Origin of the sequence: Agrobacterium sp. B1(2019) (assembly GCF_008274755.1) — a bacterium.
GTDB lineage: Bacteria > Pseudomonadota > Alphaproteobacteria > Rhizobiales > Rhizobiaceae > Agrobacterium > Agrobacterium salinitolerans.
The window spans coordinates 2,466,775-2,489,540 of the sequence record NZ_VTPB01000001.1 but is presented as its reverse complement, the minus strand read 5'-3'; the positions used below and the strand labels follow the sequence as shown (position 1 = coordinate 2,489,540).

Sequence of the window (22,766 nt, the reverse complement as noted above, 5' to 3'; positions counted from 1 at the left end):
TTCCGTATGTGAGCTGAGGATCAGCCGCCGATGACGGACTTACGGGCGTCGATGATCGTCTGGTAGAAGGACGGATCAACCTTGATGTAGGCAGTGTTCTTGCCCTGGGTGAAGCCCTGGAAGCAGGCGAGGTCTTTCTTCGGCAGTTCCATGAAGAAGTCTTCGACCTTCTGCTTCATGCTGTCGCCGATCTTGTTGGCAACGAGAAGCGGGCCGTTCGGGATCAGCGGCGACTTCCAGACTTCAACGATATCGTCCATGTCGAGGTTGCCCTTCTTGACCATCTGGTGAAGGTTGCCACCGGAGTAGCCTTCTTCCCACTTGCCAACGCCCGAACCGAAGGTGGTGCCGACATCGAACTTCTTGTCGAGAACGGCGAGAACGAGGTTTTCATGGCCGCCGCCAAAGCCGGTTTCGGAGAAGTATTCCTTGATCGGCGTGCCGGTTTCCTTTGGGATGGCGACGTTCGGGATTAGGAAGCCGGAGGTGGAGTCAGGGTCGGCAAAGCCGATCTTCTTGCCCTTGGCGTCCGCCAGCGTCTTGATGCCGCTATCCTTGCGGGCAACCATGATCGTGTAGTAGCCGCTGGAGCCGTCGGAACCCGTATAGGTCAGGATCGGATCGACGGCCTTTGGATCGGCAATAGCGATCTTGGCGTAGGAAGAAGCGCCCATGGAGGCGATGTCGATGGTGCCGCCGAGCAGACCCTGGATGACGCCGTTATAGTCCGGCGACGGGAAAACCTGAACTTCGGAAACGCCGGTTGCAGCCTTGAGGCCATCGGCAACGCACTTGGTGTTGCGGATCTGGTCGGCTTCGTTTTCGGAGCCGTCGAGACCGATGCGCAGAACCTTGACGTCCTGAGCCATGGCGGAACCGGCCAGAACGCCAAGGGCGACTGCCGAAAGAAGGACTTTCTTCAACATGGACTTTCTCCTGTTTCCCGGCGAGCCGGAGTTTGTTGTGAAATATTGGCCCTTGACGCGGGCGCAAACGATGCTGAGCGGTTCCTCAGAGCCCGGCGAGAGCGAGCGGTTCAGGGCCGGCAGATTGCTGCACCGGACGCGCGGCAAGCTGCGCGCCGGGAATATTGATGCTGGTTGAGGTCATGGTCTCGTCGATGCCCGACCCCTGCGAATCCGTTCCGTAAATCTCCGTGACGGCCGCAGCCGTCAGTTCGGCAGGGGTTCCGTCGAAGACGACGCGGCCCTGCGACATGCCGATGATGCGTTCGCAATAATTGCGCGCCGTATCCAGCGTGTGCAGGTTGGTGATGACGGTGATGCCTTCGCGCTCGTTGATGTCGCGCAGCGCGTCCATCACGATCTTGGCATTGAGGGGATCGAGCGACGCGATCGGCTCATCGGCCAGTACCATCTTCGGAGATTGCATCAGTGCGCGCGCAATGGCGACACGCTGCTGCTGGCCGCCGGAAAGCGTGCCCGCAGCCTGCATGGCCACATGCTCGATGCCGAGCCGCTCCAGCGCGGCGATTGCCATCAGCCGCTCTTCATGGGTGAAGATGTTGAAGAGGCTGAGCGCGGTTGAACGGTGGTTGAGGCGGCCCAGCATGACGTTGGTGAGCACATCGAGGCGGGGCACCAGATTGAACTGCTGGAAGATCATGGCGCAGTCGCGCTGCCAGTTGCGCAGCGCCGCACCCTTCAGTGCAGACACTTCGGTATCGTTGAAATGAATGGAACCCGAGGACGGGTCGACGAGGCGGTTGATCATGCGCAGCAGCGTCGATTTTCCCGCACCGGAGCGCCCGATCACGCCGACCATCTGACCCTGCGGTATCTCGACATTTACGGAATCGACCGCAGTGTGGTTGCCGAAACGGCGCGTGACTTGCTTCAGGTGAAAGCTCATTTCCCCGTCCAATCTTCTTTTGACGGGGTTCCACGTAACAGCGGTGCGTGAAGCGCCGGTGTCAGTTTGATGAATAAAATATTACAGATTTCCGGAGTGCAGCTTGCGCCTGTTCGCCGACAAAGCTTTCAGGAGGTATCTCGGTGCGCTGAAATCCGCACATCTCCCAAGGGCCTGGAGACAAAAAATCCCGGAGTTTTGCTCCGGGATTTTTAGCTGTTTCAGAAAAGGGAGGTTTCATCCGCCATATTTCGCGACGAAATCCTCTGCCGCCAGATTGCGGAAGTCGTCCAGAGCGCGGCGCAGAGTTGCGTAGTCCCACCATTTCAGATCATCCATTTGCCAGCCCAGTTCAGCCGGGAAGCGTTCCCGGATCAGCTTGGCGGGCACGCCGCCGACGATGGTATAAGGGGCAACGTCTTTCGAAACGACCGCACCTGCGCCGATCACCGCCCCATTTCCAACGGTTACGCCGGGCAGGATGGTTGCGCCGTGGCCGATCCAGACATCGTGGCCGATGACAACGCGCTTGGCGCGGCGGGCGGCGAAGAAGTCCTTTTCATCCTCGGCGTCGTCCCAGTAGTTGTGGGCGCGATAGGTGAAATGGTGCAACGTGGCCCGTGACATCGGATGATTGGTGGCGTTGATGCGGACGGAAGCGGCGATATTGACGAATTTGCCGATGCTGGCGCACCAGATAGAGCCATCCTGCATGACATAGGAATAATCGCCCATTTCGACTTCCTCGATGCGGCAGCGTTCCGAAATTTCGGTATAGCGGCCGATAGAGGAATTGATGACGCGGGCACTGTCGTGGATGACGGGTTCGAGACCGACTCTGGAATTCATGCTGCGGCCTTTCGCGGAGAGAACTGCGAGACGTCGAGAATGCGGTCGGCCACGGCTTCGCGCACTTCTTCGTCATGGAAAATGCCAAGCAAGGCGGTCCCTTTGCGCTTCTTTTCGGCGATCATCTCAACGACGACCCGCCGATTGGCGGCATCCAGTGAGGCGGTGGGTTCGTCGAGAAGCAGGATGTCGTGATCGGTGATGAAACCGCGCGCAATGTTCACACGCTGCTGCTCACCGCCGGAGAAGGTTGCCGGCGGCAGCGACCACAATTCCTTCGGCAGGTTGAGCTTCGAAAGCAGCGTTGCTGCCTGCTCTCGCGCCTCCTCGACCGCAACCTTGCGCGCAAAAAGCGGTTCGGCGACGACGTCTATCGCTGGAACGCGAGGCACGGTGCGCAGGAACTGGCTGACATAACCAATCGTGCGGTGGCGTATTTCGAGGATCGTACGCGGCGAAGCGCTGCCGATATCGATGACCTGACCCTCGTGGCGGATGAGGATCTGGCCGCTGTCGATGGCATAGTTGCCATAGAGCATTTTCAGGATCGAGCTTTTGCCGATACCGGACGGGCCGCCGAGAACGACGCATTCGCCGCCCGAGACGGAGAAATTGACATCGCGGACGACTGGCAGCTCCAGACCGTCGCGAAGATGCATGGTGAAGCTTTTGAAGACTTCCGAAACGATGAGAGGCGTCGTCATGGTGGGTTCTTTCTTTCTGCGCGTGATTTTCTCCGAAAACCGGGGACCACTTTTCGGAGCGACGCGGCTAGACCTGCAAAATGGAGGAAACAAGCAATTGCGTGTAGGGCTCGCGCGGATCATCCAGCACCCGGTCGGTCAGACCGTGCTCGATGACGTCCCCCCCCTTCATCACCATCATGCGGTGAGAGAGAAGTCGCGCCACCGCGAGATCATGGGTGACGACGACGACCGCAAGACCGAGATCGTTGACGAGGCCGCGAACCAGATCGAGCAGGCGTGCCTGCACCGAGACATCGAGGCCGCCCGTCGGCTCATCCATGAAAACGAGACGCGGCGAGGTGACGAGGTTGCGGGCGATCTGCAGGCGCTGGCGCATGCCGCCGGAAAAGGCGCGCGGCTGGTCGTCGATACGGTCGGTGCCGATTTCCACCCGCTCCAGCCATTCGCTGGCCGATTGCCTTATATTGCCATAATGCCTGTTACCGACGGCCATCAGCCGCTCGCCGACATTGGCGCCGGCGGAAACCGCCATGCGCAGCCCATCTGCCGGGTTCTGGTGCACGAAACCCCAGTCGGTGCGCATCAGGAAACGCCGTTCGGCCTCACCCATATGATAGAGGTCACGCACCGAGCCGTCGCGCATGCGATATTCCACACTGCCCGCCGTTGGCATGAGACGGGTGGAAATGCAGTTGAGAAGCGTGGTTTTGCCGGAGCCGGATTCACCGACGATTGCCAGAACCTCGCCCGGATAGAGGTCGAAGGACACGTTGCGGCAGCCGGCGCGGTCGCCATAATATTTGGAAACGTCCCGGACTTTCAGAAGCGATGCGTCGCTCATTCTGCGGCCTCCTTCACATCTGCCAGCAGATGGCCCTTGTGGCCATGGGCGCGGCGGTCCTCGCAATGGTCGGTATCGGAGCAGACGAACATGCGTCCGCCCCTGTCGTCCAGCACCACCTCGTCCAGATAGACATTCTCGGCGCCGCACAGCGCACAGGGCTTGTCGAAGCGCTGGATTTCAAAAGGATGGTCCTCGAAATCGAGGCTGACGACATCGGTATAGGGCGGCACGGCATAGATGCGCTTTTCGCGCCCTGCGCCGAACAGCTGCAGGGCGTCAGATAGATGCATTTTCGGATTGTCGAATTTAGGGGTCGGCGACGGATCCATCACGTAACGCCCGGCCACCTTCACCGGATAGGCATAGGTGGTGGAGATGCGTCCGTTGCGGGCAATATCCTCGTAAAGCTTGACGTGCATCAGGCCGTATTCTTCGAGCGCGTGCATGACACGGGTTTCGGTCTCGCGCGGTTCGAGAAAGCGCAGGGGTTCGGGAATGGGAACCTGATAAACGAGCACCTGGCCCGAATGCAGCTCCTCTTCCGGGATTCGGTGCCGCGTCTGGATGATCGTTGCATCCTTCGTGCGGGTGGTGACCGCCACATTCGCGACCTTCTGGAAGAAGGCGCGAATGGAAACGGCGTTGGTCGTGTCGTCCGCGCCCTGGTCGATCACCTTCAGCACATCATCAGGACCGAGGATGGAGGCGGTCACCTGCACACCGCCGGTGCCCCAGCCATAGGGCATGGGCATTTCGCGGGAAGCGAAGGGGACCTGATAACCGGGAATGGCGATGGCTTTCAGGATCGCCCGGCGGATCATCCGCTTGGTCTGTTCGTCCAGATAGGCGAAGTTGTAGGCAGCGAGCCCGTCGTCAAATGAAACTTCTTCAAGCATTGCGCGTTAGCCTTGTGAAAAAAGGAGTACAAGCTCATGGAGATTGGAATTCTTGCAGCCGTGTTCTTTGCTGTGTTTGCAGCATCGACCGTCTTTTGCGCCCTTTGGTTCGGCGAGCAGCGCAGCCGTTGAGCTATTCGGCCGCATCGCCCACCCACTCCGCGCCATTGGCATTGATCGCCTCGAAATCTGCGCGCATCTTTCGCACCAGACCGAGTTCGGCCTGAAAATCCACGTAGTGCGGCAATTTCAGATGCTCGACGAAACCCGTCGCCTGCACATTGTCGGCATGTGAAATGACGAACTCCTCGTCCTGTGCCGGTGCGACGACATCTTCGCCGAATTCGCCGGCGCGCAGCGCCCGGTCGACCAGCGACATGGCCATTGCCTTGCGCTCGCTCTGGCCGAACACCAGACCGTAGCCGCGCGTGAATTGCGGCGGCGCCTTGGCCGAGCCCTTGAACTGGTTGACCATCTGGCATTCGGTGACCTGGATATCGCCAAGCGAGACGGAAAAGCCGAGTTCCGGGACATCAAGCTCGACCTCTACTTCGCCAATACGGATTTCGCCGACGAAGGGGTGCGTGCGGCCATACCCGCGTTGCGTCGAATAGGCGAGCGCCAGAAGGAAACCTTCGTCGCCGCGTGCCAGCGATTGCAGGCGCAGGTCACGCGGCATCGGAAACTCCATCGGCTCCCGCGTCAGGTCGCCGGCAATATGGTCATCCGGCATGTCGCCGTCGCTTTCAATCAGCCCTTCCTGGGCGAGGATATCGGAAACACGCATGACATATTCCGGCTCGCCTTCCCGCTGGGTAGCCGTTTCGACAGCCTCGTCTTCGAGAAGCGAGGGATCGAGCAGTCGGTGGGTGTAATCGAAGGTGGCCCCCAGCAATTGTCCGCCCGGCAAATCCTTGTATGTCGCGGAAACGCGCCGCTGCACAGTCATGGCAGCGGTATCCAGCGGAACCGAATAACCGAAGCGCGGCAGCGTCGTGCGGTAGGCGCGCAGCAGGAAGATGGCTTCGATCATGTCGCCGCGCGCCTGCTTGACGGCGAGGGCTGCAAGCGACTGATCGTAAAGAGACGCTTCCGCCATCACGCGGTCGACGGCGAGCGATAGCTGCGAAACGATCTGCGACACCGTCATCGCGGGCATGTCGCGGTCTCCACGCCGCTTGTCGGCCAGAAGCCGGTGGGCGTTGGCAATGGCGGTTTCCCCGCCTTTGACAGCAACATACATCTTATGCCTCCACGGGTTGAATGCGCGTCGTGCGCGGCAGGCAGACAAATCTGTCGGCGGATGTCAGGATGACGTCGACGCCGCGCGGGAAGATGGCGTTGTTCTCCGCCCACAGCCTCGGGAATATGTCCGGCAGGCCGGTGGGGCTGATGACGTTGACGTGGCGGATACCGGGGCCGGAGAGCAGCAGTTCCCGCCCTCCATCCAGATCAGGCAACTCGATGATGAGCGTCGTGGAGCGGTCGGGATATTCCTGACTTCCCTGCGCGAAGAGGCCGAAGGAGGCTATGGCGCTGCCCGCTTCGATGACGGCGAAATGCGCCACGCTCTTTTCGTCCGTCGCAACTGCGCCGGTATGAAATCCGATCCAGCTGGGGACGGTCGTTTTTCGCAATGCGCCGCTCAGCCAGACCGGCGTATCGTGATCGCAGAGCGCCAGAAGGACCGCACCGGTGGCAGCGGCCAGCGGCAGCGGCGGGGCGACAGCCGTTTCGATTGTCTGCGGCGTGCCGGGACGGGCCATGCCGTCCATCAGCTTCTTGAAAATACGCTGGGAATCGAACACGGCGCTGGAAAAGCCGCCCGTCAATGCTTCGGCTTTCACACCCATCAATCCTCTCCTCTAACCATGGTGAAGAAATCGACCCGCGTGGCGGCGGTTTCCCTTGTTTTCCGTTCCTTTTCCTCGCGCAGTCTTTTTTCGACCGGTGAAAGCAGCTCATTCTCGATGAAGTCCCGGGTCGGGCTTTCCTGCCAGAGTGCATCGAAAACGGCGGCATACCAGGCCTTCTTGCGGCCGGTGCCGAGAACATGGGCGTGGCCGACGGTTCCCGAGGCAAGCTTGACGGTTGCGCGGGTTACGGTGGTTTCACCGAGATTAAAGGGCGCGCCACCGCCGCCGATACGGCCCTTGACCATGACGAGGCCGGTTTCAGGCCCGCGCACGTTTTCCGTCTGCGGGCTGGCATCTTGCCGGTTCCAGAACGTTTCAAGTTCCAGAACGGTGGCGCGGGCAAGAAGCGCTGCCACCCGTTTCCTTTCACTATCTATATTCGCACCTTCGTTTTTCATCGCTTGACCTCAAATGTCTATTGGTGTAGACAACTATACAATATAAGTTATAATTAACGACGATGAATGACAAGCGTGTGACATGAGCCCTGCGGCAGCGATGAAAAGAAAGAACGGCGTGGCGCTCTGGCGGCAGATTGCCGACCGGATCAGAGGCGAGATTGCGGCTGGCGATCACGATGAAACCGGCATGTTGCCGCCGGAAATGATGCTGGCCGAAAAATTCGGCGTCAACCGTCATACTGTCCGAAGCGCCATTGCGGCGCTGGCCAGCGAAGGTATTCTCGAGCCGATGCAGGGGCGCGGCACGATGATCGCCCGCAAGGAGCGCCTGAGTTTTCCGATTTCACGGCGTACACGGTTCACGGCGGGCATTGCCGATCAGGTCAAGGAAATGGAAGCGCTGCTTCTTTCCCACACGACCGAGCCGGCAAGTGCCGATCTCGCAGCACGGCTGCAATTGCCGGTGGGTGCGCCGCTCACACGTCTCGAAACGCTGCGCAAGGCCGATAACCGGCCGGTGTCCCGCTCGACCACATGGTTTCCGGCGGATCGGTTTGCCGGAATAGGCGAGGCCTATCAGAAAAGCGGCTCGATCACCGCAGCCTTCAAAGCGCTGGGTGTAGCGGACTACGTGCGCATCTCCACCGTCATTTCCGCCAGCCACGCGGATACGCAGGATCTGGCCGATCTCGAATTGTCGCCGGGCGCAATTCTGCTCGTCACACAGGCGCTGAATGCCGATATGGATGGTGTGCCCGTGCAATATGCCGTCAGCCGCTTCTCGGCTGATACGGTCGAATTCACGGTTGAAAATTAGACTGCGGGATTATTCCGACTGCGACAATCCAAGCACGTCCAGCATGGAATAGAAGCCAGGCTTTTTGTCGAAGGCCCAGAGCGCTGCGACAATTGCCCCACGTGCGAAGATGGAGCGGTCACCGGCATAATGGGAGAGCTCGACGCGCTCGCCTTCGCCTGCAAAAATCACCGAATGTTCGCCGATTACCGAACCGCCGCGCAGCGTGGCAAAACCGATGGTCCCGGCTTCACGCGCACCCGTATGTCCGTCGCGTACGCGCACGGAAGAGGCGTTGAGATCGATCTTGCGGCCGGCCGCCGCCGCTTCGCCAAGCAGAAGTGCGGTGCCCGAAGGCGCATCCACCTTGTGCTTGTGGTGCATTTCCAGAATTTCGATATCCCAGTTCTGCGCATCCAGCGCCTGTGCCGCTTGCTGCGTCAAAACGCTGAGAAGGTTGACGCCGAGGCTCATATTGCCCGACTTGACGATGCGCGCATGGCGCGACGCCGCCTTGAATTTTTCCTCGTCTTCCGCCGAGCAGCCCGTGGTGCCGATGATGTGCACGATGCGTGCCTGTGCGGCGAGGCCCGCAAAGGTGACGCTGGTTGCCGGCGAAGTGAAATCGATCACCCCTTCCGCATGGAGAAATGCCTGCAACGGATCGCAGGTGATCTCGACGCCGATCGGGCCGAGACCGGCGATCTCGCCGGCATCGCGGCCGACAAAGGCGGAGCCTTCGCGCGCGACGGCGGCATGCAGCTGGACGCCGGGGGTCTGGTGAATGAGGCGGATCAGCGCCTGTCCCATGCGGCCTGCCGCGCCGACCACCACCAGTTTCATGCCGCTGCTACCCATGCTTTCACTCACTTTTCATGTCGGGCGGATTGGAACCCGCCGGTATCGGACGATTGCCGTTTGCAACGGCGACGTTAAAGACCGCCCGTCCGCTTCGCAAGGCATCACAAAGGGCTGGTCGTTGGAAACGATCAAGCCCTCCAGCGCCGCCCGTCCAGAGACAGGCCGAAATCGGACGGCGTTCTCGAATAGGTGGCAAGCCCGGAAAGCGCCGCCTGCGGATGGGTGACCACGAAGGTCGGAATGGTCCGCATCAGCGCGCTGTGCGGCGCCTTGTCTTCAAAAGCGGCCCGGAATTCCGGGCTCTTGAGCGCCGGAATGATCTTCTGCGAAATGCCACCGGCCAGATAGACACCGCCCTTGGCCATAAAGATCAGCGCGAGGTCACCCGCTACACGGCCGAGATAGGTGCTGAAAAGGGACAGGGTCTCTTTCGCCTGCGGGTTCTCGCCCGAAAGCCCCTGCGAGGTAATGTCGGCCGGATCGGCAAAGACAGGCTCGATGCCATCGGCGGTGCAGACCGCCCGGTAAAGATTGACCAGCCCGCGCCCGCACAGGATCTGCTCCCCGGCGACACGGCCTTCAATGGTTTCGATATGCGGGAAAACCGCATAGTCACGCGCGCTTCTTGGGCCGATGTCGATATGGCCGCCTTCGCCGGGCACCGGGAACCACATATGACGGGCATAAACCAGCCCGGCGACGCCAAGCCCCGTGCCCGGTCCAAGAACGACGCGCGACGCCAGCACATCCTTGCGGCCGGAGCCGATGGATTCGCGGTTGTCGTCGTCAAGTGCTGCAATCGCCAGAGCCTGCGCTTCGAAATCGTTGATGACGATGACATCCTTCAGGCCGAGATTGTTCAGCATGTCGTTCGGCTTGACGACCCAATGGCAGTTGGTGAGAGGTATCTCGTCACCTTCGATCGGGCCGGCAATGGCAAGAATGGTCGAGACCGGCTGAAGCGAGGTCTTGTCCAGAACCGCCTGCTGGATGGCGTCGTCGATCGTCGGATATTCCGCCGTCTTTACCGTGGTGAGGTGCACCGGTTCGGCAAAGGAATCGATCAGGATGGAAAAGCGGGCATTGGTGCCGCCGATGTCGCCAAGAAGGATCGGAAAGGACAGATATTCGGTATCGGACGTCTTCGGCATTGCCTGTTCCATGTTGGGGAGGTTCAGTTGGCGACGTGGAAGTCGATGAGATTTTCTGCGGTAGCGCGGTTGAGCGCCATGGGAATATCGTAAACCGTAGCAAGCCGCGTCAGCGCCTTCACGTCCACATCATGCGGCATGGCCGTCAGCGGGTCGGTGAAGAAGATCAGCATATCCACCTCGCCTGTGGCGATCATCGCGCCGATCTGCTGGTCGCCGCCGAGAGGACCGCTCTTGAGGCGGATGACTTCAAGACCCGGACACGCTTCCTGTACCCTTCCGCCGGTGGTGCCGGTGGCGACGATCCTGAAACCGGCAAGCGCTTTCTGGTGATGACGGGCGAAATCCGCCATATCGTCCTTTTTCTCGTCGTGAGCGATGAGCGCGATACAGCGTTGTTCTTCCATGGTCCCAGCCCGTTCCATCAAGAATTAAATCGATTTGAAGCCTTCTATAACAGCTTGCCGCCATTTGAAAAGGGAAGCTGTTGAATGCCTCATTTCTGTTTCAGTTCAATGTCGGGCGCTGGGTTGGAAGCGGAATATCCGAAGGCGGCTGTAGGGCGGGGGCTGCCTGAATGACCTGCTCCACACTTTGCTGGCGCGTTGCCGGAGCAGGCGAATAGGCCTGAGCCGCAATGCCTTCGGGGTTGGCTGAAGGAGCGGCAGCCACGGCGGCGCAGGCCGAGGGCAGATCGGAAACCATGACCGGGCGCGGTTTCACCGGCTTGGCATTCGGGTTCTTTTTCGGCGGCGCCCATGGTTCCTTGCTGAACCACCAGGCGAGCGACTTGTCGCAGCCGTCACCTTTGCCCACGGCCGCCTGCGGTTTGCAATTGGGGGCGCCGGGCGGGCATTCGAGACGGATGTGGAAATGCTCGTCATGGCCGTAGATCGGCCTGATCTTGCCCATGAAGGTGCGGTCGCCGGTCCATGTCTGGCAGAGCTTCTGCTTGATCGCCGGGTTGACGAAGACGCGCTCCACCTGCGGATAGCTTGCCGCCATCATCACCAGCCGGGCGTTGAGCGGCGACCATTTGCGGTCATCGACCGTCAGGAACTTGCTCTTGTCCAGCATGGAGATGAAAGGCACCGTTTCGCGCTGCTCCACGCTCAGCCGCGGGGTCGGCATCGGCCGCCACCAGATGTCGACATCGAGGCCGATCTGGTGTGACGCATGACCGGTCAGCATCGGCCCACCGCGCGGCTGGGAAATATCGCCCAGCAGCAGGCCCGGCCAGCCGATCTTCTGGGCATCCTGCGAAAATTGCTCGAGGAACGAAATCATCTGCGGCTGGCCCCAGCGCCGGTTGCGGGAAAGGCGCATGGCCTGCCAGCCGGGACCGTCCGTCGGGATGGCGATGGCGCCGGACTGGCAGCCCTTGGCATAGGAGCCGATCGGCTGCGAGCCCGTGGCGGAAGGCAGGGCCATGTGCCCGAACACCTCTTTCGCCGGCCTGTCTTCGGCCGATGCGGTTTCCATCTGCAACTGCAACGCAGAGACGACCGAAATCGCCAGCAAGGCCGCCTTGAAAACTCTCGATGATCCCGCCGTCATATAGTCGCGCCCGTCCGATCAGATGATTCTCTTCCCCTCAAGATAAACTGGAACGGGATTTTGTTGAAACCATGTTTCGCCCCGCATCTTGCAAAGCGGAAGGATAAAGGCGCCGATAAAGAGCTTGTGAGCCAGTACATCTGTTTTTTGCCAATCTTTGTTTTATGCTCTCTTCAACAAACGCGAAAACAGGGACATTCCCCGATGATATTGGCACCACTGAAATCCCGTCTCCTCATTGCTCTTGCGGCATCCGCCCTGCTGATACCGGCGGCGGCCTCCGCACAATCGGCCGATGTATGGCGGAAGGGGATTTCTACGGTCGGGGAACTGAAACATCCCGATGGCTTCGATCATTTCGACTATGTGAATACCAAGGCGCCGAAAGGCGGCACCCTTCGCCTGTCGACGGCGGGCACCTTCGATACCCTCAATCCGCTGCTCGCCAGGGGCGAGGCGGCGACCGGCCTTTCGCTGGTTTTCGATACATTGATGAAGTCAACCGAAGAGGAGTTGTCGGCCTCCTACGGACTTCTTGCCGAGGGAGTAAGCTATCCGGACGATATTTCGAAAGCCACCTTCCGGCTGCGTGCAGAGGCCAAATGGGCCGATGGCAAGCCGGTGACGCCGGAGGATGTCGTCTTCAGCTTCGAAAAAGCCAAGGATTTGAGCCCGCAGCTTGCGACCTATTACACCCACGTCACCAAGGCGGAGGTGAGCGGCGAAAGGGACATCACCTTCACTTTCGACGAAAAGAACAATCGCGAATTGCCGCAGATCGTCGGGCAATTGCTGATCGTTCCCAAGCACTGGTGGGAAGCTTCCGGCCCGGATGGCAAGCCGCGCGATATATCGCGTGGCACGCTGGAACCGGTGATGGGTTCCGGCCCCTACAAGATTGCCTCAGTCTCTCCCGGCTCGACAATCACCTATGAACGCCGCGACGACTACTGGGGCAAGGACGTCAATGTGAATGTGGGGATGAACAATTTCAAAATCATCGCCTACACTTTCTTTGCCGATCAGGATGTGGAATTTCAGGCCTTCAAGTCCGGCACCGTCGATTTCCGTCAGGAAGCCTCCTCCAGCCGCTGGGTCACGGGTTATGATTTTCCGGCGGTCAAGGAAGGCCGCGTCAAGAAGGAAGAGCTGCCAAACATCTATCGCTCCGTCGGTATCATGCAGGCCTTCGTGCCGAACATGCGCAGGGAGAAGTTCCAGAACCCGAAACTGCGCAAGGCGCTCAATTATGCTTTCGATTTCGAGGAGTTGAACCGGACGCTGGCTTACGGCCAGTTCCAGCGCATCAACAGCTTCTTCATGGGCAGTGAACTGGCCTCTTCCGGCCTGCCGACCGGTCGCGAGCTGGAAATTCTTCAGGAACTGAAGGATCAGGTTCCGCCGGAGGTTTTCACAACCGAATATCGCAATCCGGTCGCGGGTGATCCGGCCAAGCAGCGCGACAATCTGCGCGAGGCGGTCAAGCTGATGAAGGAAGCCGGCTACGAGCTGCGCGGCAACCGCATGGTCAATGCCAAAACCGGACAGCCGCTCGATATGGAGTTTCTGATCGATTCCTCCGGCATGGAAAGAACCATTCTTCCCTATGTCCAGAATCTGAAGAAAATCGGTATCAATGCGACGATCCGCACGGTCGACGCCTCGCAATATACCAACCGCACCCGCAGCTTTGATTTCGACGTAACTGTCAAGCTCTGGGCGACATCCGCCAATCCCGGAAACGAGCAGGCGGATTTCTGGGGTTCGGCGGCAGCCGACCGGCAGGGTTCGAACAACCTTGCCGGCATCAAGAACCCGGCAGTCGATGCTTTGGTAAGGAAGGTCATATTCGCGCCCAACCGAGATGAGCAGGTGGCCGCCGCCCGCGCACTTGACCGCGTGTTGCTGGCGAACAGCTATGTCATCCCGCAATTTTACCGCGGCGAGATGTTCATCGCTTACTGGAACACGCTTATCCGTCCGGAAAACCTGCCCCAATATGGCGTCGGTTTTCCCGAGGCATGGTGGTCCAGCCAGGCCGGAAACTGACGCCGGCCTTGCTTTCATGGCGAAGGCTTGATTCACATAGGGCGAGACGAATCGCTCAAAGCGCAGGCAGCGCTTTCAGGAAGGGACAGGGTTTGAAAGAAACGAAAACCGCTGACGTATCGGCCGGGAGCAGAGGCTGATGGGCGCCTATATCCTCAGACGTCTGGCGTTGATGATCCCGACCATCATCGGCATTATGGGCATTTCGTTTCTCGTCATCCAGTTCGCGCCGGGCGGGCCGGTGGAGCAGGTCGTCGCGCAATTGACGGGGCAGGGCGACAGCGCCTCCGACCGGCTATCGGGCGGCGGCGATCCTATGGGCCAGTCCGGCGGTTTCGATGACAGCGGTTCGAAATACCGTGGTGCGCAGGGTCTCGATCCGGAACTGATCGCCAAGCTCGAAAAACAGTTCGGTTTCGACAAGCCGCCGCTCACCCGCTTTCTCGAAATGATGTGGAATTATATCCGCTTCGATTTCGGCGACAGCTTCTTCCGCAATTCCTCGGTGATCGATCTCATCATTGACAAGCTGCCGGTCTCGGCCTCGCTCGGCTTCTGGATCCTGATCATTTCTTACATGATATCCATTCCGCTGGGCATCAAGAAGGCCGTATCCGACGGCTCGACCTTCGACGTGTGGACCTCCGGCATCATTATCATCGGTTATGCCGTGCCGAGCTTCCTGTTCGGTATCCTGCTTATCGTGCTCTTCGCCGGTGGATCCTTCTTCGACTGGTTTCCGCTGCGCGGTCTGGTGTCTGATAATTTTGATCAGCTGAACTGGTGGCAGAAGATCATCGACTATTTCTGGCACCTGACATTGCCGCTGATCGCGCTCTCGCTCTCGGCCTTCGCGACAACGACGCTGCTGACCAAGAACTCCTTCATCGACGAGATCAAGAAGCAATATGTCATCACCGCTCGCGCCAAGGGCCTCACCGAACGCAGGGTTCTTTATGGGCATGTCTTCCGTAACGCGATGCTGATCGTGATCGCCGGTTTTCCAGGCGCCTTCATCTCGGCCTTCTTCACCGGGTCGCTGCTGATCGAGAATATCTTCTCGCTCGACGGTCTCGGACGCCTCGGTTATCTCTCGGTCGTCAATCGCGATTACCCGATCGTGTTCGGCACGCTCTTCATCTTCTCGCTGATGGGTCTCGTGGTCGGCCTGATTTCCGACCTGATCTATACATGGATCGATCCGCGCATCGATTTCGAGCGGAGGGACGTGTGATGACACTTGTCCATACCGCCGAAACAGAAATGCCGGCAAAGCCGAAGCGCCCGTGGTTTTCGCCCACGACCAAGCGCCGCTGGCAGAATTTCAAGGCGAACCGGCGCGGTTACTGGTCCTTCTGGCTGTTCCTGGTCCTGTTTTTCCTGAGCCTGATCGCGGAATTCATCGCCAATGACAAACCCATTCTCGCTTCCTACAAGGGCGAGTTGCTGGTGCCGGTCATGGTGGATTATCCGGAAGAAAAATTCGGCGGGTTCCTGGCCCAGACCGACTATAAATCCTCTTTCATTCAGGATGAGATCAACGCCAATGGCTGGATGATCTGGCCGCCGATCCGCTATTCCTATCAGACGGTCAATTCCAATATTCCCCATTCGGCGCCGACTGCGCCCTTCTGGCTGATGGACAAAAAGGATCGCTGCTCGGCTTACCCACAGGGCGATGCCGATCCCGGCTGCACGCTCGGTAATCTCAATTGGCTTGGAACCGACAATCAGGCGCGCGATGTCACGGCGCGGATGATCTACGGTTTCCGCATTTCCGTGCTTTTCGGCCTGACGCTGACCATCGCGTCGGCCTTTGTCGGAGTCACCGCCGGTGCGATCCAGGGTTATTTCGGCGGTTGGACTGACCTTTTGTTGCAGCGTTTCATCGAAATCTGGTCGTCCATGCCGGTGCTTTATATCCTGCTCATCATCGCGGCCATCCTGCCGCCGGGATTCTTCGTGCTGCTCGGCATCATGCTGCTCTTCTCATGGGTCGGCTTCGTCGGCATCGTGCGTGCGGAATTCCTGCGGGCCAGAAACTTCGAATATGTTCGGGCTGCCCGCGCGCTCGGCGTCGGCAACTGGACGATCATGTTCCGCCATCTTCTGCCCAACGCCATGGTGGCGACGCTGACATTCCTGCCATTCATTCTCTCAGGGTCGATCACGACGCTCACCTCGCTCGACTTCCTCGGCTTCGGCATGCCGCCGGGGTCGCCGTCGCTGGGCGAGATGATCGCGCAAGGCAAGAACAACCTTCAGGCCCCCTGGCTCGGCCTCACTGCGTTTTTCACCATGTCCATCATGCTCTCGCTGTTGATCTTCGTGGGTGAAGCGGTGCGCGACGCTTTCGATCCACGCAAGACGTTCCGGTGATCGCCATGACGGAAACAAATATCCAGCCGCTTCTCTCCGTCCGTGATCTCTCCGTCGCCTTCCATCAGGGCGGCGCGACGAGCATCGCCGTCGATCATGTCTCTTTCGATCTGATGCCGGGCGAGGTCGTCGCCCTCGTCGGCGAGTCCGGTTCCGGCAAATCGGTCACGGCAAATTCCATTCTCAAATTGCTGCCCTATCCGGCAGCGAGCCATCCTTCGGGAAAAATCCTGTTCGACGGCAAGGATATGCTGACTTTGCCGGAACGCTCCCTGCGCGCGGTCCGCGGCAACGACGTCACCATGATTTTTCAGGAGCCGATGACCTCGCTCAACCCGCTCCACACCATTGAACGGCAGATCGGCGAGATTCTGGAACTGCATCAGGCAATTACCGGGGCGGAGGCGCGGTCGCGCACCCTGGAACTGTTGCTGCAGGTTGGCATACGTGAACCGGAAAAGCGCCTGAAGGCCTATCCGCACGAATTGTCCGGCGGCCAGCGGCAACGTGTAATGATCGCCATGGCGCTTGCCAACCGGCCAAAACTGCTGATCGCCGACGAGCCGACCACCGCGCTCGACGTGACGGTGCAGGCGCAAATCCTGGAACTACTCGGCGATCTGAAAAGGCAGCACGGCATGTCCATGCTGTTCATCACCCACGATCTCGGCATCGTCCGCAAATTTGCCGATCGCGTCTGCGTCATGACCAAGGGCAAGATCGTCGAGACCGGTACGGTGGAGCAGGTGTTTACCGATCCGCAACACGCCTATACGCGCCATCTCCTGGCGGCAGAGCCAAAGGGCGAGCCTCCCCATTCTGACGCAACCAAACCGGTGGTCATGCAGGGTGGCGATATCAAGGTCTGGTTCCCCATCAAGGCGGGGCTGATGCGCCGGGTGGTGGATCATGTGAAGGCGGTGGACGGCATCGATATCACCCTTCGCGCCGGGCAGACTGTGGGCGTTGTGGGCGAATCCGGCTCCGGCAAGACGACGCTCGGGCTGGCGCTCTCGCGGTTGATCGCATCTGAGGGTCGTATCAGCTTCATCGGCCAGTCGATCGACCACTATTCCTATGAAATGATGAAGCCGCTCAGAAACCGTTTGCAGGTGGTGTTTCAGGATCCTTATGGGTCGCTCAGCCCGCGCATGTCGGTAGGCGAGATCGTCGCCGAGGGCTTGAAGGTGCATGAACGGTCTCTGTCTGCCGATGAGCGCGATATGCGTGTCGCCACAGCGCTGGAAGAGGTCGGTCTCGATCCGGCCACCCGCTGGCGGTATCCGCATGAATTTTCCGGCGGCCAGCGCCAGCGCATCGCCATTGCCCGCGCCATGGTGCTGAAACCGCGTTTCGTCATGCTGGACGAGCCGACATCCGCGCTCGACATGAGCGTGCAGGCGCAGGTGGTCGATCTGCTGCGCGATCTGCAGTCGAAGCACGAACTCGCTTATCTCTTCATCAGCCACGATCTGAAAGTGGTGAAGGCGCTCGCCAACGACCTGATCGTCATGCGCCACGGCAAGGTGGTGGAGAGCGGCCCGGCGGCGGAGATTTTCGCCAATCCGCAGCAGGACTACACCAAAGCGCTGCTGGCTGCCGCCTTCAAAATTGAGGCGGTGAAAACGAAAGCGGTCAGCCAGTAAGACGCATCACCTTTCCATTAAGACGATGATTTTTCTGTTGCTTCGCGGAAAATGCCGACCCATGTTGAGGGGCAGTGACGCGGAAACGGATTGATTGCCATGGCAGCGGATGTGATCGTTTTGGGTGCGGGGATCATCGGGGTCTCCATCGCCCTGCAACTGGCCCGCAGGGGCAGGTCGGTGGTGCTGGTCGACCGGCGCGGACCGGGTGAGGAGACCTCCTTCGGCAATGCCGGGCTGATCCAGAGAGAAGGCGTCGTACCTTATGCCTTCCCGCAGGATCTCGCCCTTTTGCTGCGCTATTCCTTGAACAACAGCATCGATGCCCGCTATCACCTCTCCGCACTGCCGAAGATCGCGCCTTTTCTTGGTCGCTACTGGTACAATTCCGCAGCCTCGCGCCACGCGGTAATTGCCCGCGCCTATGCGCCGCTGATCGAGCATTCGGTTTCGGAACACAACATCCTGATCGAGGAAGCGAAAGCCGGTGATCTGATCGTCAAGAACGGCTGGATGGAGGCCTACAGGACCGCCGTAAGGCGGGATGCAGATTTTGCTTTCGCCGAGCGTCTGGCGCGCGACCACGGTATTTCCCATACGAAACTCGACGCCGAGGAGCTTGCCGCAGCCGAACCGCATCTCAGCCATGATTTCGTCGGCGGCCTGAAATGGAACGATCCCTGGTCGGTACGTGATCCGCATGCGCTGACGCTTGCTTATGTCCGGCTGTTCGAGAGCCTTGGCGGAAGTTTCGTCCGCGGTGATGCCTCCACCCTTAGCCAGACGGTGAGCGGGTGGACGGTGCGCACCGAAACCGGCGCGGTCGAGGCCGAACATGCTGTGGTGGCGCTAGGCCCTTGGGCGGATACAGTTACGGAACGGCTGGGTTACCGCTTTCCACTTGGCGTGAAACGTGGTTACCACATGCATTATGCGCCGCAGGAGGGCGCGAAGCTCAATAACTGGCTGATCGACGCCGAGCGCGGTTATTTCCTCGCGCCGATGCGAAAGGGTATCCGCCTGACGACGGGCGCGGAATTCGCCGAACGCGATGCACCGAAATCTCCCGTGCAGATAGAGCGGGCGGAGCGGGTGGCGCGTACCGTCTTTCCTCTCGGCGGCAGGCTGGATGCGGAACCGTGGATGGGTGCGCGGCCCTGTACGCCGGATATGATGCCGATCATCGGTAAAGCGCCGCGCCATAAAACATTGTGGTTTGCTTTCGGCCACGCCCACCATGGCCTTACACTTGGGCCGATCACCGGCCGTGTGCTGGCGGAAACCATGCTTGGCGAAACGCCGGTTATCGCCATCGACGCCTATCGCCCGGAAAGGTTCAATCCCTGATAGCTAAATCCGCTGGCCTTCCGGGGACAGGCCACGTAACATGGTCGCGTGCTGGAGCGGGATGGCGAAAAGTGTGAGCGGTTTTCGCCTGAAATCCCGTTCTAACTATAATTTAGATCATGTGACGATCTAAAGGGAAAAGGGGCAAAACGTCATCATGGTGGCGAGGTTTCTCATCTATCAGCAGCAGGACGACTTTCGTTAGCGCAACTCGCTGCGCATGAAACGAGATGGAAACGGCTTGCTGGTGCATGATGGATGATATTGAAAACGCAAAGAAATTTTTCGCCGATAATCCCGATATCGAAATTCTCGAAGCTTTCGTCATAGATGCGAACGGCGTGCCGCGCGGCAAGTGGATTCCGCGCGAACGGGCAATCGACGTTCTTGAAAAGGGAATGGCTATTCCCCGCTCGGTCTATGCGCTGGATATCTGGGGTCGGGATGTGCATGCCGCAGGTCTTGCGGAAGGCACGGGCGATCCGGACGGTTTTTGTTTCCCCGTTCCAGGCACGCTGTCGCGGGTGACATGGCTTGGCCGCCCGACGGCACAGGTTCTGCTGGCAATGAAAAATCCGGATGGGACCGGCTTTTATGGCGATCCGCGCCATGTTCTGGCGCAGGTTCTGAGCGCCTATAAAAAGGCGGGCCTCACGCCGGTCGTGGCGACCGAACTTGAATTTTACCTGATCGATCCTGTCCGCTCCGCGCTCGATCCAGTCCGCCCGCCGCGCAGCCGCGAGGGCCGATGGCACACGGGCCAGACACAGGTTCTGTCGATTTCCGAATTGCAGGATTTCGAGGATGTTTTCCATGATATTGCCACGGCCTGCCGCGCACAGGGCGTCCTTGCCGATACGACGCTGCGGGAAAACGGCCCCGGGCAATATGAGATCAACCTCAACCATGTGCCGGATGCATTGCAGGCGGCCGATTTCGCCGTCTTCCTGAAACGCATCGTCAAGGGCGTGGCGCGGCGGCATGACCTTGACGCCACCTTCATGGCCAAGCCCTACGGGTTGCAGGCCGGCAACGGCATGCACGTGCATTTTTCCGTTCTCGACAGGGACGGCAGGAATATCTACGCCGGGGAAGATGGGCCGTCCGATGCGTTGATGCATTCGGTCGGCGGCCTCTTGGAAAACATGGGTGAAAGCATGGCGATCTTCGCTCCCCATGCCAATTCCTATCGCCGCCTGACACCCAGCGAACATGCGCCGACCTACGCCTCCTGGGGCATCGACAACCGCTCGGCAGCGGTTCGAGTCATCGTCGCCAGCAAGGCGGCGACGCGCATCGAACATCGGGTCGCGGGCGCTGATACCAACCCCTATCTCGTTGTCGCGATGATCCTGAGCGCCGCATTGGCAGGCATGAAGGAGAAGCGCCAGCCGGGCGGTGCAATTGCCGGCGACAGCCACGCGATCAATCACGAGCCGCTGCCCACCAACTGGGACTACGCGTTGCAGCGCTTCACGCGCTCGAGCTTTGCCTATGCGACGCTCGGCCAGAAGTACCGCACGCTGTTTTCCGCCTGCAAACAGCAGGAGCTTTCCGAATTTTCCCTGCGTGTAACCGACGTCGAATATGACGCCTATATCAGGACGGTGTGAAATGGCTGAGGTAACGAACATTCCCAATCCCGGCCACACATCGTCATGGTATGCGGCCTCCGCCAATGTCAAAACCGTGCGGCCGACACTCGAAGGCGCGCTGGACACCGATGTCTGCATCATCGGCGGTGGCTTCACCGGCATTTCCGCCGCGCTGGAACTCAGTGAACGTGGTTATTCCGTCATTGTTCTGGAAGGCGTCCGCGTCGGCTTCGGTGCTTCAGGCCGCAATGGCGGCCAGATCGTCAACGGCTATAGCCGCGATCTCGAAACCATTGCCGGTCGCTACGGGCATGACAAGGCGGTGAAACTCGGCGAAATGTCGCTTGAAGGCGGTGCGATCATCCGCAACCGCATCGCCAACTACGCCATCGATTGCGATCTCGTCGATGGCGGTTTCTTTGCCGCCTTCACACCGAAACAAATCCGCGAGATGGAAGCTCACAAAGCCCATTGGGAAAAACACGGTCATGGCGGCCTCGAAATGGTCTCCAGGGCGGATGTCGGCCACTATGTGAAGACCGACCGTTATGCTGGCGGCATGATCGACCGCTTCGGTGGCCATATCCACCCGCTCAATCTGGTGCAGGGCGAGGCGGCGGCTGCCGAAAGCCTTGGAGCCCGCATATTCGAAAATTCGCGTGTCATCGCGGTGGAGCAGGGCGTCAATCCCATCGTGCGCACGGCAACGGGCAGCGTGAAGGCGAAATATGTTCTCGTCTGCGGCAACGCCTATCTTGGCACTTTGCTGCCGGAAATCGGCGAGCGGATGATGCCGGTCTCAAGCCAGGTCATGGCGACGGAGCCGCTTGATGCCGATTTGATCGAGGAGCTTCTGCCCGCCAATTATTGCGTCGAGGACGCCAATTACATTCTCGATTATTACCGCCGCACCTCCGACAATCGCCTGCTCTATGGCGGCGGCATCGGCTATGGCGGCAGCGATCCAGCCGATCTGACGGGTGTGATCCGGCCGAATATGCTGAAGACCTTTCCGCAACTGGAAAAGACGAAGATCGACTTTGCCTGGAGCGGCAATTTTGCGCTGACGCTCACGCGCATCCCGCATATGGGCAGGCTGTCAGACAATATCTATTTTTCGCATGGCGATAGCGGCCACGGTGTTACGACAACCCATCTGCTCGGCAAGATATTGGGCGAGGCCGTTGCCGGCCACGCCGAACGTTTCGATGTCTGGAGCTCGCTGCCGAACTATCCGTTCCCAGGCGGCAAGACCTTCCGGGTGCCGCTGACCGTGCTTGGCGCATGGTGGTACGGCCTGCGCGACAGGCTCGGATTTTAGAACGTTACCGTCTTCAAACCGGAAAGTGCGTTATTCGCAATATCCTCCGGTGTGGCATCGATGCTGACGGTCACGACGCCCGGTTCGCCGGTCGGCACTTCCAGCGTGGCAAGCTGGGTCTGCAGCAGCGAAAGCGGCATGAAATGGCCCTTGCGCTCACCCATGCGCCGGCTGAGAAGCTCCAGGCTGCCATCCAGATAAACGAAAGCCAGCGGGCCGCCGGTGGCCTTGCGAAGGCGGTCGCGATAGATTTTCTTAAGCGCCGAGCAGGAAACGACGACACCGTCGCTTTCGCTGCCCTTGCGCAGTTCCGCGCCGATCAGATCGAGCCAGGGCCAACGGTCTTCGTCCGTCAGCGGAATACCTTCGGACATTTTTTCGACATTGGATTTCGGGTGCAGCTTGTCGCCCTCTATGAAGGCAATGCCCAGTTTCTCCGCCACTGCTTCCGCGACTGTGGACTTGCCGGAGCCGCTCACTCCCATCACGACAATTGCCTGTGTCACCCGCACCTCGAATGTTTCTGTTTCGACCGTCAGCCCCTATCATGTGCGGCAGGCATCCGGAATATAAAAATGC

The 22,766-nt window shown here is 59.7% G+C and carries 22 protein-coding genes; 8 read left to right on the top strand and 14 right to left on the bottom strand.

Annotated features, from left to right (window positions below; translation table 11 throughout):
- Positions 1 to 20 precede the first annotated feature (20 nt).
- The 9 genes from phnD to phnG all read right to left on the bottom strand — a co-directional run bounded on the left by phnD (position 21) and on the right by phnG (position 7,482).
- Positions 21 to 926, bottom strand: a complete 906-nt coding sequence (phnD, locus tag AGR1_RS12505; protein ID WP_149147037.1) for a phosphonate ABC transporter substrate-binding protein — start codon at positions 924 to 926, stop codon at positions 21 to 23.
- Between the two features lie 85 nt (positions 927 to 1,011).
- The gene (gene phnC, locus AGR1_RS12500; RefSeq protein ID WP_077984535.1) at positions 1,012 to 1,872 is read right to left on the bottom strand and encodes a phosphonate ABC transporter ATP-binding protein; all 861 of its coding nucleotides are present in this window, start codon (positions 1,870 to 1,872) and stop codon (positions 1,012 to 1,014) included.
- Positions 1,873 to 2,109: 237 nt separating this feature from the next.
- Positions 2,110 to 2,721 (bottom strand): DapH/DapD/GlmU-related protein, encoded by a 612-nt coding sequence (locus AGR1_RS12495; RefSeq protein WP_149147036.1) that lies wholly within the window; start codon positions 2,719 to 2,721, stop codon positions 2,110 to 2,112.
- Positions 2,718 to 3,425: a phosphonate C-P lyase system protein PhnL gene (gene phnL / locus AGR1_RS12490; protein WP_149147035.1), complete on the bottom strand. Its 708-nt coding sequence runs from the start codon at positions 3,423 to 3,425 to the stop codon at positions 2,718 to 2,720. Before phnL ends, AGR1_RS12495 begins: the two co-directional genes overlap by 4 nt.
- A 67-nt stretch (positions 3,426 to 3,492) precedes the next feature.
- Positions 3,493 to 4,269 carry a phosphonate C-P lyase system protein PhnK gene (phnK, locus tag AGR1_RS12485; RefSeq protein WP_080791781.1) on the bottom strand — a complete coding sequence of 259 codons (777 nt, stop codon included), beginning with the start codon at positions 4,267 to 4,269 and terminating at the stop codon, positions 3,493 to 3,495.
- Positions 4,266 to 5,168 carry an alpha-D-ribose 1-methylphosphonate 5-phosphate C-P-lyase PhnJ gene (locus AGR1_RS12480; RefSeq protein WP_080791776.1) on the bottom strand — a complete coding sequence of 301 codons (903 nt, stop codon included), beginning with the start codon at positions 5,166 to 5,168 and terminating at the stop codon, positions 4,266 to 4,268. Before AGR1_RS12480 ends, phnK begins: the two co-directional genes overlap by 4 nt.
- A 133-nt stretch (positions 5,169 to 5,301) precedes the next feature.
- On the bottom strand, positions 5,302 to 6,411 hold the full coding sequence (locus AGR1_RS12475; protein ID WP_080791773.1) for a carbon-phosphorus lyase complex subunit PhnI: 1,110 nt from the start codon (positions 6,409 to 6,411) through the stop codon (positions 5,302 to 5,304).
- Position 6,412: 1 nt separating this feature from the next.
- Positions 6,413 to 7,021 (bottom strand): phosphonate C-P lyase system protein PhnH, encoded by a 609-nt coding sequence (gene phnH / locus AGR1_RS12470; protein ID WP_187772130.1) that lies wholly within the window; start codon positions 7,019 to 7,021, stop codon positions 6,413 to 6,415.
- Complete coding sequence (gene phnG, locus AGR1_RS12465) at positions 7,021 to 7,482, bottom strand: phosphonate C-P lyase system protein PhnG (protein ID WP_080791768.1); 462 nt, start codon at positions 7,480 to 7,482, stop codon at positions 7,021 to 7,023. Before phnG ends, phnH begins: the two co-directional genes overlap by 1 nt.
- Before the next feature lie 82 nt (positions 7,483 to 7,564).
- On the opposite strand from phnG, the gene phnF reads away from it, so the two are divergent.
- Positions 7,565 to 8,302 carry a phosphonate metabolism transcriptional regulator PhnF gene (gene phnF / locus AGR1_RS12460; RefSeq protein ID WP_080791766.1) on the top strand — a complete coding sequence of 246 codons (738 nt, stop codon included), beginning with the start codon at positions 7,565 to 7,567 and terminating at the stop codon, positions 8,300 to 8,302.
- Positions 8,303 to 8,311: 9 nt separating this feature from the next.
- On the opposite strand, the gene dapB is transcribed toward phnF, so the two are convergent.
- The 4 genes from dapB to mepA form a co-directional block, all read right to left on the bottom strand.
- Entirely contained in the window at positions 8,312 to 9,139 is an 828-nt protein-coding gene (gene dapB, locus AGR1_RS12455; protein ID WP_149147033.1) for a 4-hydroxy-tetrahydrodipicolinate reductase, read from the bottom strand.
- Positions 9,140 to 9,270: 131 nt separating this feature from the next.
- Positions 9,271 to 10,293 (bottom strand): glucokinase, encoded by a 1,023-nt coding sequence (locus AGR1_RS12450; protein WP_149147032.1) that lies wholly within the window; start codon positions 10,291 to 10,293, stop codon positions 9,271 to 9,273.
- A gap of 23 nt (positions 10,294 to 10,316) precedes the next feature.
- Positions 10,317 to 10,700 (bottom strand): methylglyoxal synthase, encoded by a 384-nt coding sequence (locus AGR1_RS12445; protein ID WP_020812947.1) that lies wholly within the window; start codon positions 10,698 to 10,700, stop codon positions 10,317 to 10,319.
- Positions 10,701 to 10,800: 100 nt separating this feature from the next.
- Entirely contained in the window at positions 10,801 to 11,850 is a 1,050-nt protein-coding gene (gene mepA, locus AGR1_RS12440; RefSeq protein WP_080791758.1) for a penicillin-insensitive murein endopeptidase, read from the bottom strand.
- Positions 11,851 to 12,054: 204 nt separating this feature from the next.
- On the opposite strand from mepA, the gene AGR1_RS12435 reads away from it, so the two are divergent.
- From AGR1_RS12435 to AGR1_RS12405, 7 genes are all read left to right on the top strand, one after another.
- Entirely contained in the window at positions 12,055 to 13,899 is a 1,845-nt protein-coding gene (locus AGR1_RS12435; RefSeq protein WP_149147031.1) for an extracellular solute-binding protein, read from the top strand.
- A gap of 139 nt (positions 13,900 to 14,038) precedes the next feature.
- Positions 14,039 to 15,133 (top strand): microcin C ABC transporter permease YejB, encoded by a 1,095-nt coding sequence (locus AGR1_RS12430; RefSeq protein WP_149147030.1) that lies wholly within the window; start codon positions 14,039 to 14,041, stop codon positions 15,131 to 15,133.
- Positions 15,133 to 16,278, top strand: coding sequence for an ABC transporter permease (locus tag AGR1_RS12425; protein ID WP_149147029.1), 1,146 nt, complete (start codon positions 15,133 to 15,135; stop codon positions 16,276 to 16,278). Before AGR1_RS12430 ends, AGR1_RS12425 begins: the two co-directional genes overlap by 1 nt.
- 5 nt (positions 16,279 to 16,283) lie before the next feature.
- Entirely contained in the window at positions 16,284 to 17,924 is a 1,641-nt protein-coding gene (locus AGR1_RS12420) for an ABC transporter ATP-binding protein (RefSeq protein WP_149147028.1), read from the top strand.
- A 99-nt stretch (positions 17,925 to 18,023) separates the two neighbouring features.
- The gene (locus AGR1_RS12415; protein ID WP_149147027.1) at positions 18,024 to 19,271 is read left to right on the top strand and encodes an FAD-binding oxidoreductase; all 1,248 of its coding nucleotides are present in this window, start codon (positions 18,024 to 18,026) and stop codon (positions 19,269 to 19,271) included.
- A gap of 251 nt (positions 19,272 to 19,522) precedes the next feature.
- Complete coding sequence (locus tag AGR1_RS12410; RefSeq protein WP_187772129.1) at positions 19,523 to 20,884, top strand: glutamine synthetase family protein; 1,362 nt, start codon at positions 19,523 to 19,525, stop codon at positions 20,882 to 20,884.
- A gap of 1 nt (position 20,885) precedes the next feature.
- Positions 20,886 to 22,187, top strand: a complete 1,302-nt coding sequence (locus tag AGR1_RS12405; RefSeq protein WP_187772128.1) for an FAD-binding oxidoreductase — start codon at positions 20,886 to 20,888, stop codon at positions 22,185 to 22,187.
- Here the strand turns inward: AGR1_RS12405 and AGR1_RS12400 are convergent.
- Complete coding sequence (locus AGR1_RS12400; protein WP_162520591.1) at positions 22,184 to 22,672, bottom strand: gluconokinase; 489 nt, start codon at positions 22,670 to 22,672, stop codon at positions 22,184 to 22,186. The genes AGR1_RS12405 and AGR1_RS12400 overlap by 4 nt on opposite strands.
- Positions 22,673 to 22,766 lie beyond the last annotated feature (94 nt).

Bases quoted from the DNA above. Each gene is read 5' to 3' on its own strand.
- AGR1_RS12400 (WP_162520591.1), bottom strand. From the start codon at position 22,672: ATGGGAGTGAGCGGCTCCGGCAAGTCCACAGTCGCGGAAGCAGTGGCG.
- AGR1_RS12410 (WP_187772129.1), top strand. From the start codon at position 19,523: ATGATGGATGATATTGAAAACGCAAAGAAATTTTTCGCCGATAATCCC.
- AGR1_RS12435 (WP_149147031.1), top strand. From the start codon at position 12,055: ATGATATTGGCACCACTGAAATCCCGTCTCCTCATTGCTCTTGCGGCA.
- dapB (WP_149147033.1), bottom strand. From the start codon at position 9,139: ATGGGTAGCAGCGGCATGAAACTGGTGGTGGTCGGCGCGGCAGGCCGC.
- AGR1_RS12450 (WP_149147032.1), bottom strand. From the start codon at position 10,293: ATGCCGAAGACGTCCGATACCGAATATCTGTCCTTTCCGATCCTTCTT.
- AGR1_RS12475 (WP_080791773.1), bottom strand. From the start codon at position 6,411: ATGTATGTTGCTGTCAAAGGCGGGGAAACCGCCATTGCCAACGCCCAC.
- AGR1_RS12425 (WP_149147029.1), top strand. From the start codon at position 15,133: ATGACACTTGTCCATACCGCCGAAACAGAAATGCCGGCAAAGCCGAAG.
- phnD (WP_149147037.1), bottom strand. From the start codon at position 926: ATGTTGAAGAAAGTCCTTCTTTCGGCAGTCGCCCTTGGCGTTCTGGCC.
- phnC (WP_077984535.1), bottom strand. From the start codon at position 1,872: ATGAGCTTTCACCTGAAGCAAGTCACGCGCCGTTTCGGCAACCACACT.
- AGR1_RS12420 (WP_149147028.1), top strand. From the start codon at position 16,284: ATGACGGAAACAAATATCCAGCCGCTTCTCTCCGTCCGTGATCTCTCC.
- mepA (WP_080791758.1), bottom strand. From the start codon at position 11,850: ATGACGGCGGGATCATCGAGAGTTTTCAAGGCGGCCTTGCTGGCGATT.
- AGR1_RS12405 (WP_187772128.1), top strand. From the start codon at position 20,886: ATGGCTGAGGTAACGAACATTCCCAATCCCGGCCACACATCGTCATGG.
- AGR1_RS12430 (WP_149147030.1), top strand. From the start codon at position 14,039: ATGGGCGCCTATATCCTCAGACGTCTGGCGTTGATGATCCCGACCATC.
- AGR1_RS12415 (WP_149147027.1), top strand. From the start codon at position 18,024: ATGGCAGCGGATGTGATCGTTTTGGGTGCGGGGATCATCGGGGTCTCC.
- AGR1_RS12480 (WP_080791776.1), bottom strand. From the start codon at position 5,168: ATGCTTGAAGAAGTTTCATTTGACGACGGGCTCGCTGCCTACAACTTC.
- phnG (WP_080791768.1), bottom strand. From the start codon at position 7,482: ATGAAAAACGAAGGTGCGAATATAGATAGTGAAAGGAAACGGGTGGCA.
- phnL (WP_149147035.1), bottom strand. From the start codon at position 3,425: ATGACGACGCCTCTCATCGTTTCGGAAGTCTTCAAAAGCTTCACCATG.
- phnK (WP_080791781.1), bottom strand. From the start codon at position 4,269: ATGAGCGACGCATCGCTTCTGAAAGTCCGGGACGTTTCCAAATATTAT.
- AGR1_RS12495 (WP_149147036.1), bottom strand. From the start codon at position 2,721: ATGAATTCCAGAGTCGGTCTCGAACCCGTCATCCACGACAGTGCCCGC.
- AGR1_RS12445 (WP_020812947.1), bottom strand. From the start codon at position 10,700: ATGGAAGAACAACGCTGTATCGCGCTCATCGCTCACGACGAGAAAAAG.
- phnH (WP_187772130.1), bottom strand. From the start codon at position 7,021: ATGGGTGTGAAAGCCGAAGCATTGACGGGCGGCTTTTCCAGCGCCGTG.
- phnF (WP_080791766.1), top strand. From the start codon at position 7,565: ATGAGCCCTGCGGCAGCGATGAAAAGAAAGAACGGCGTGGCGCTCTGG.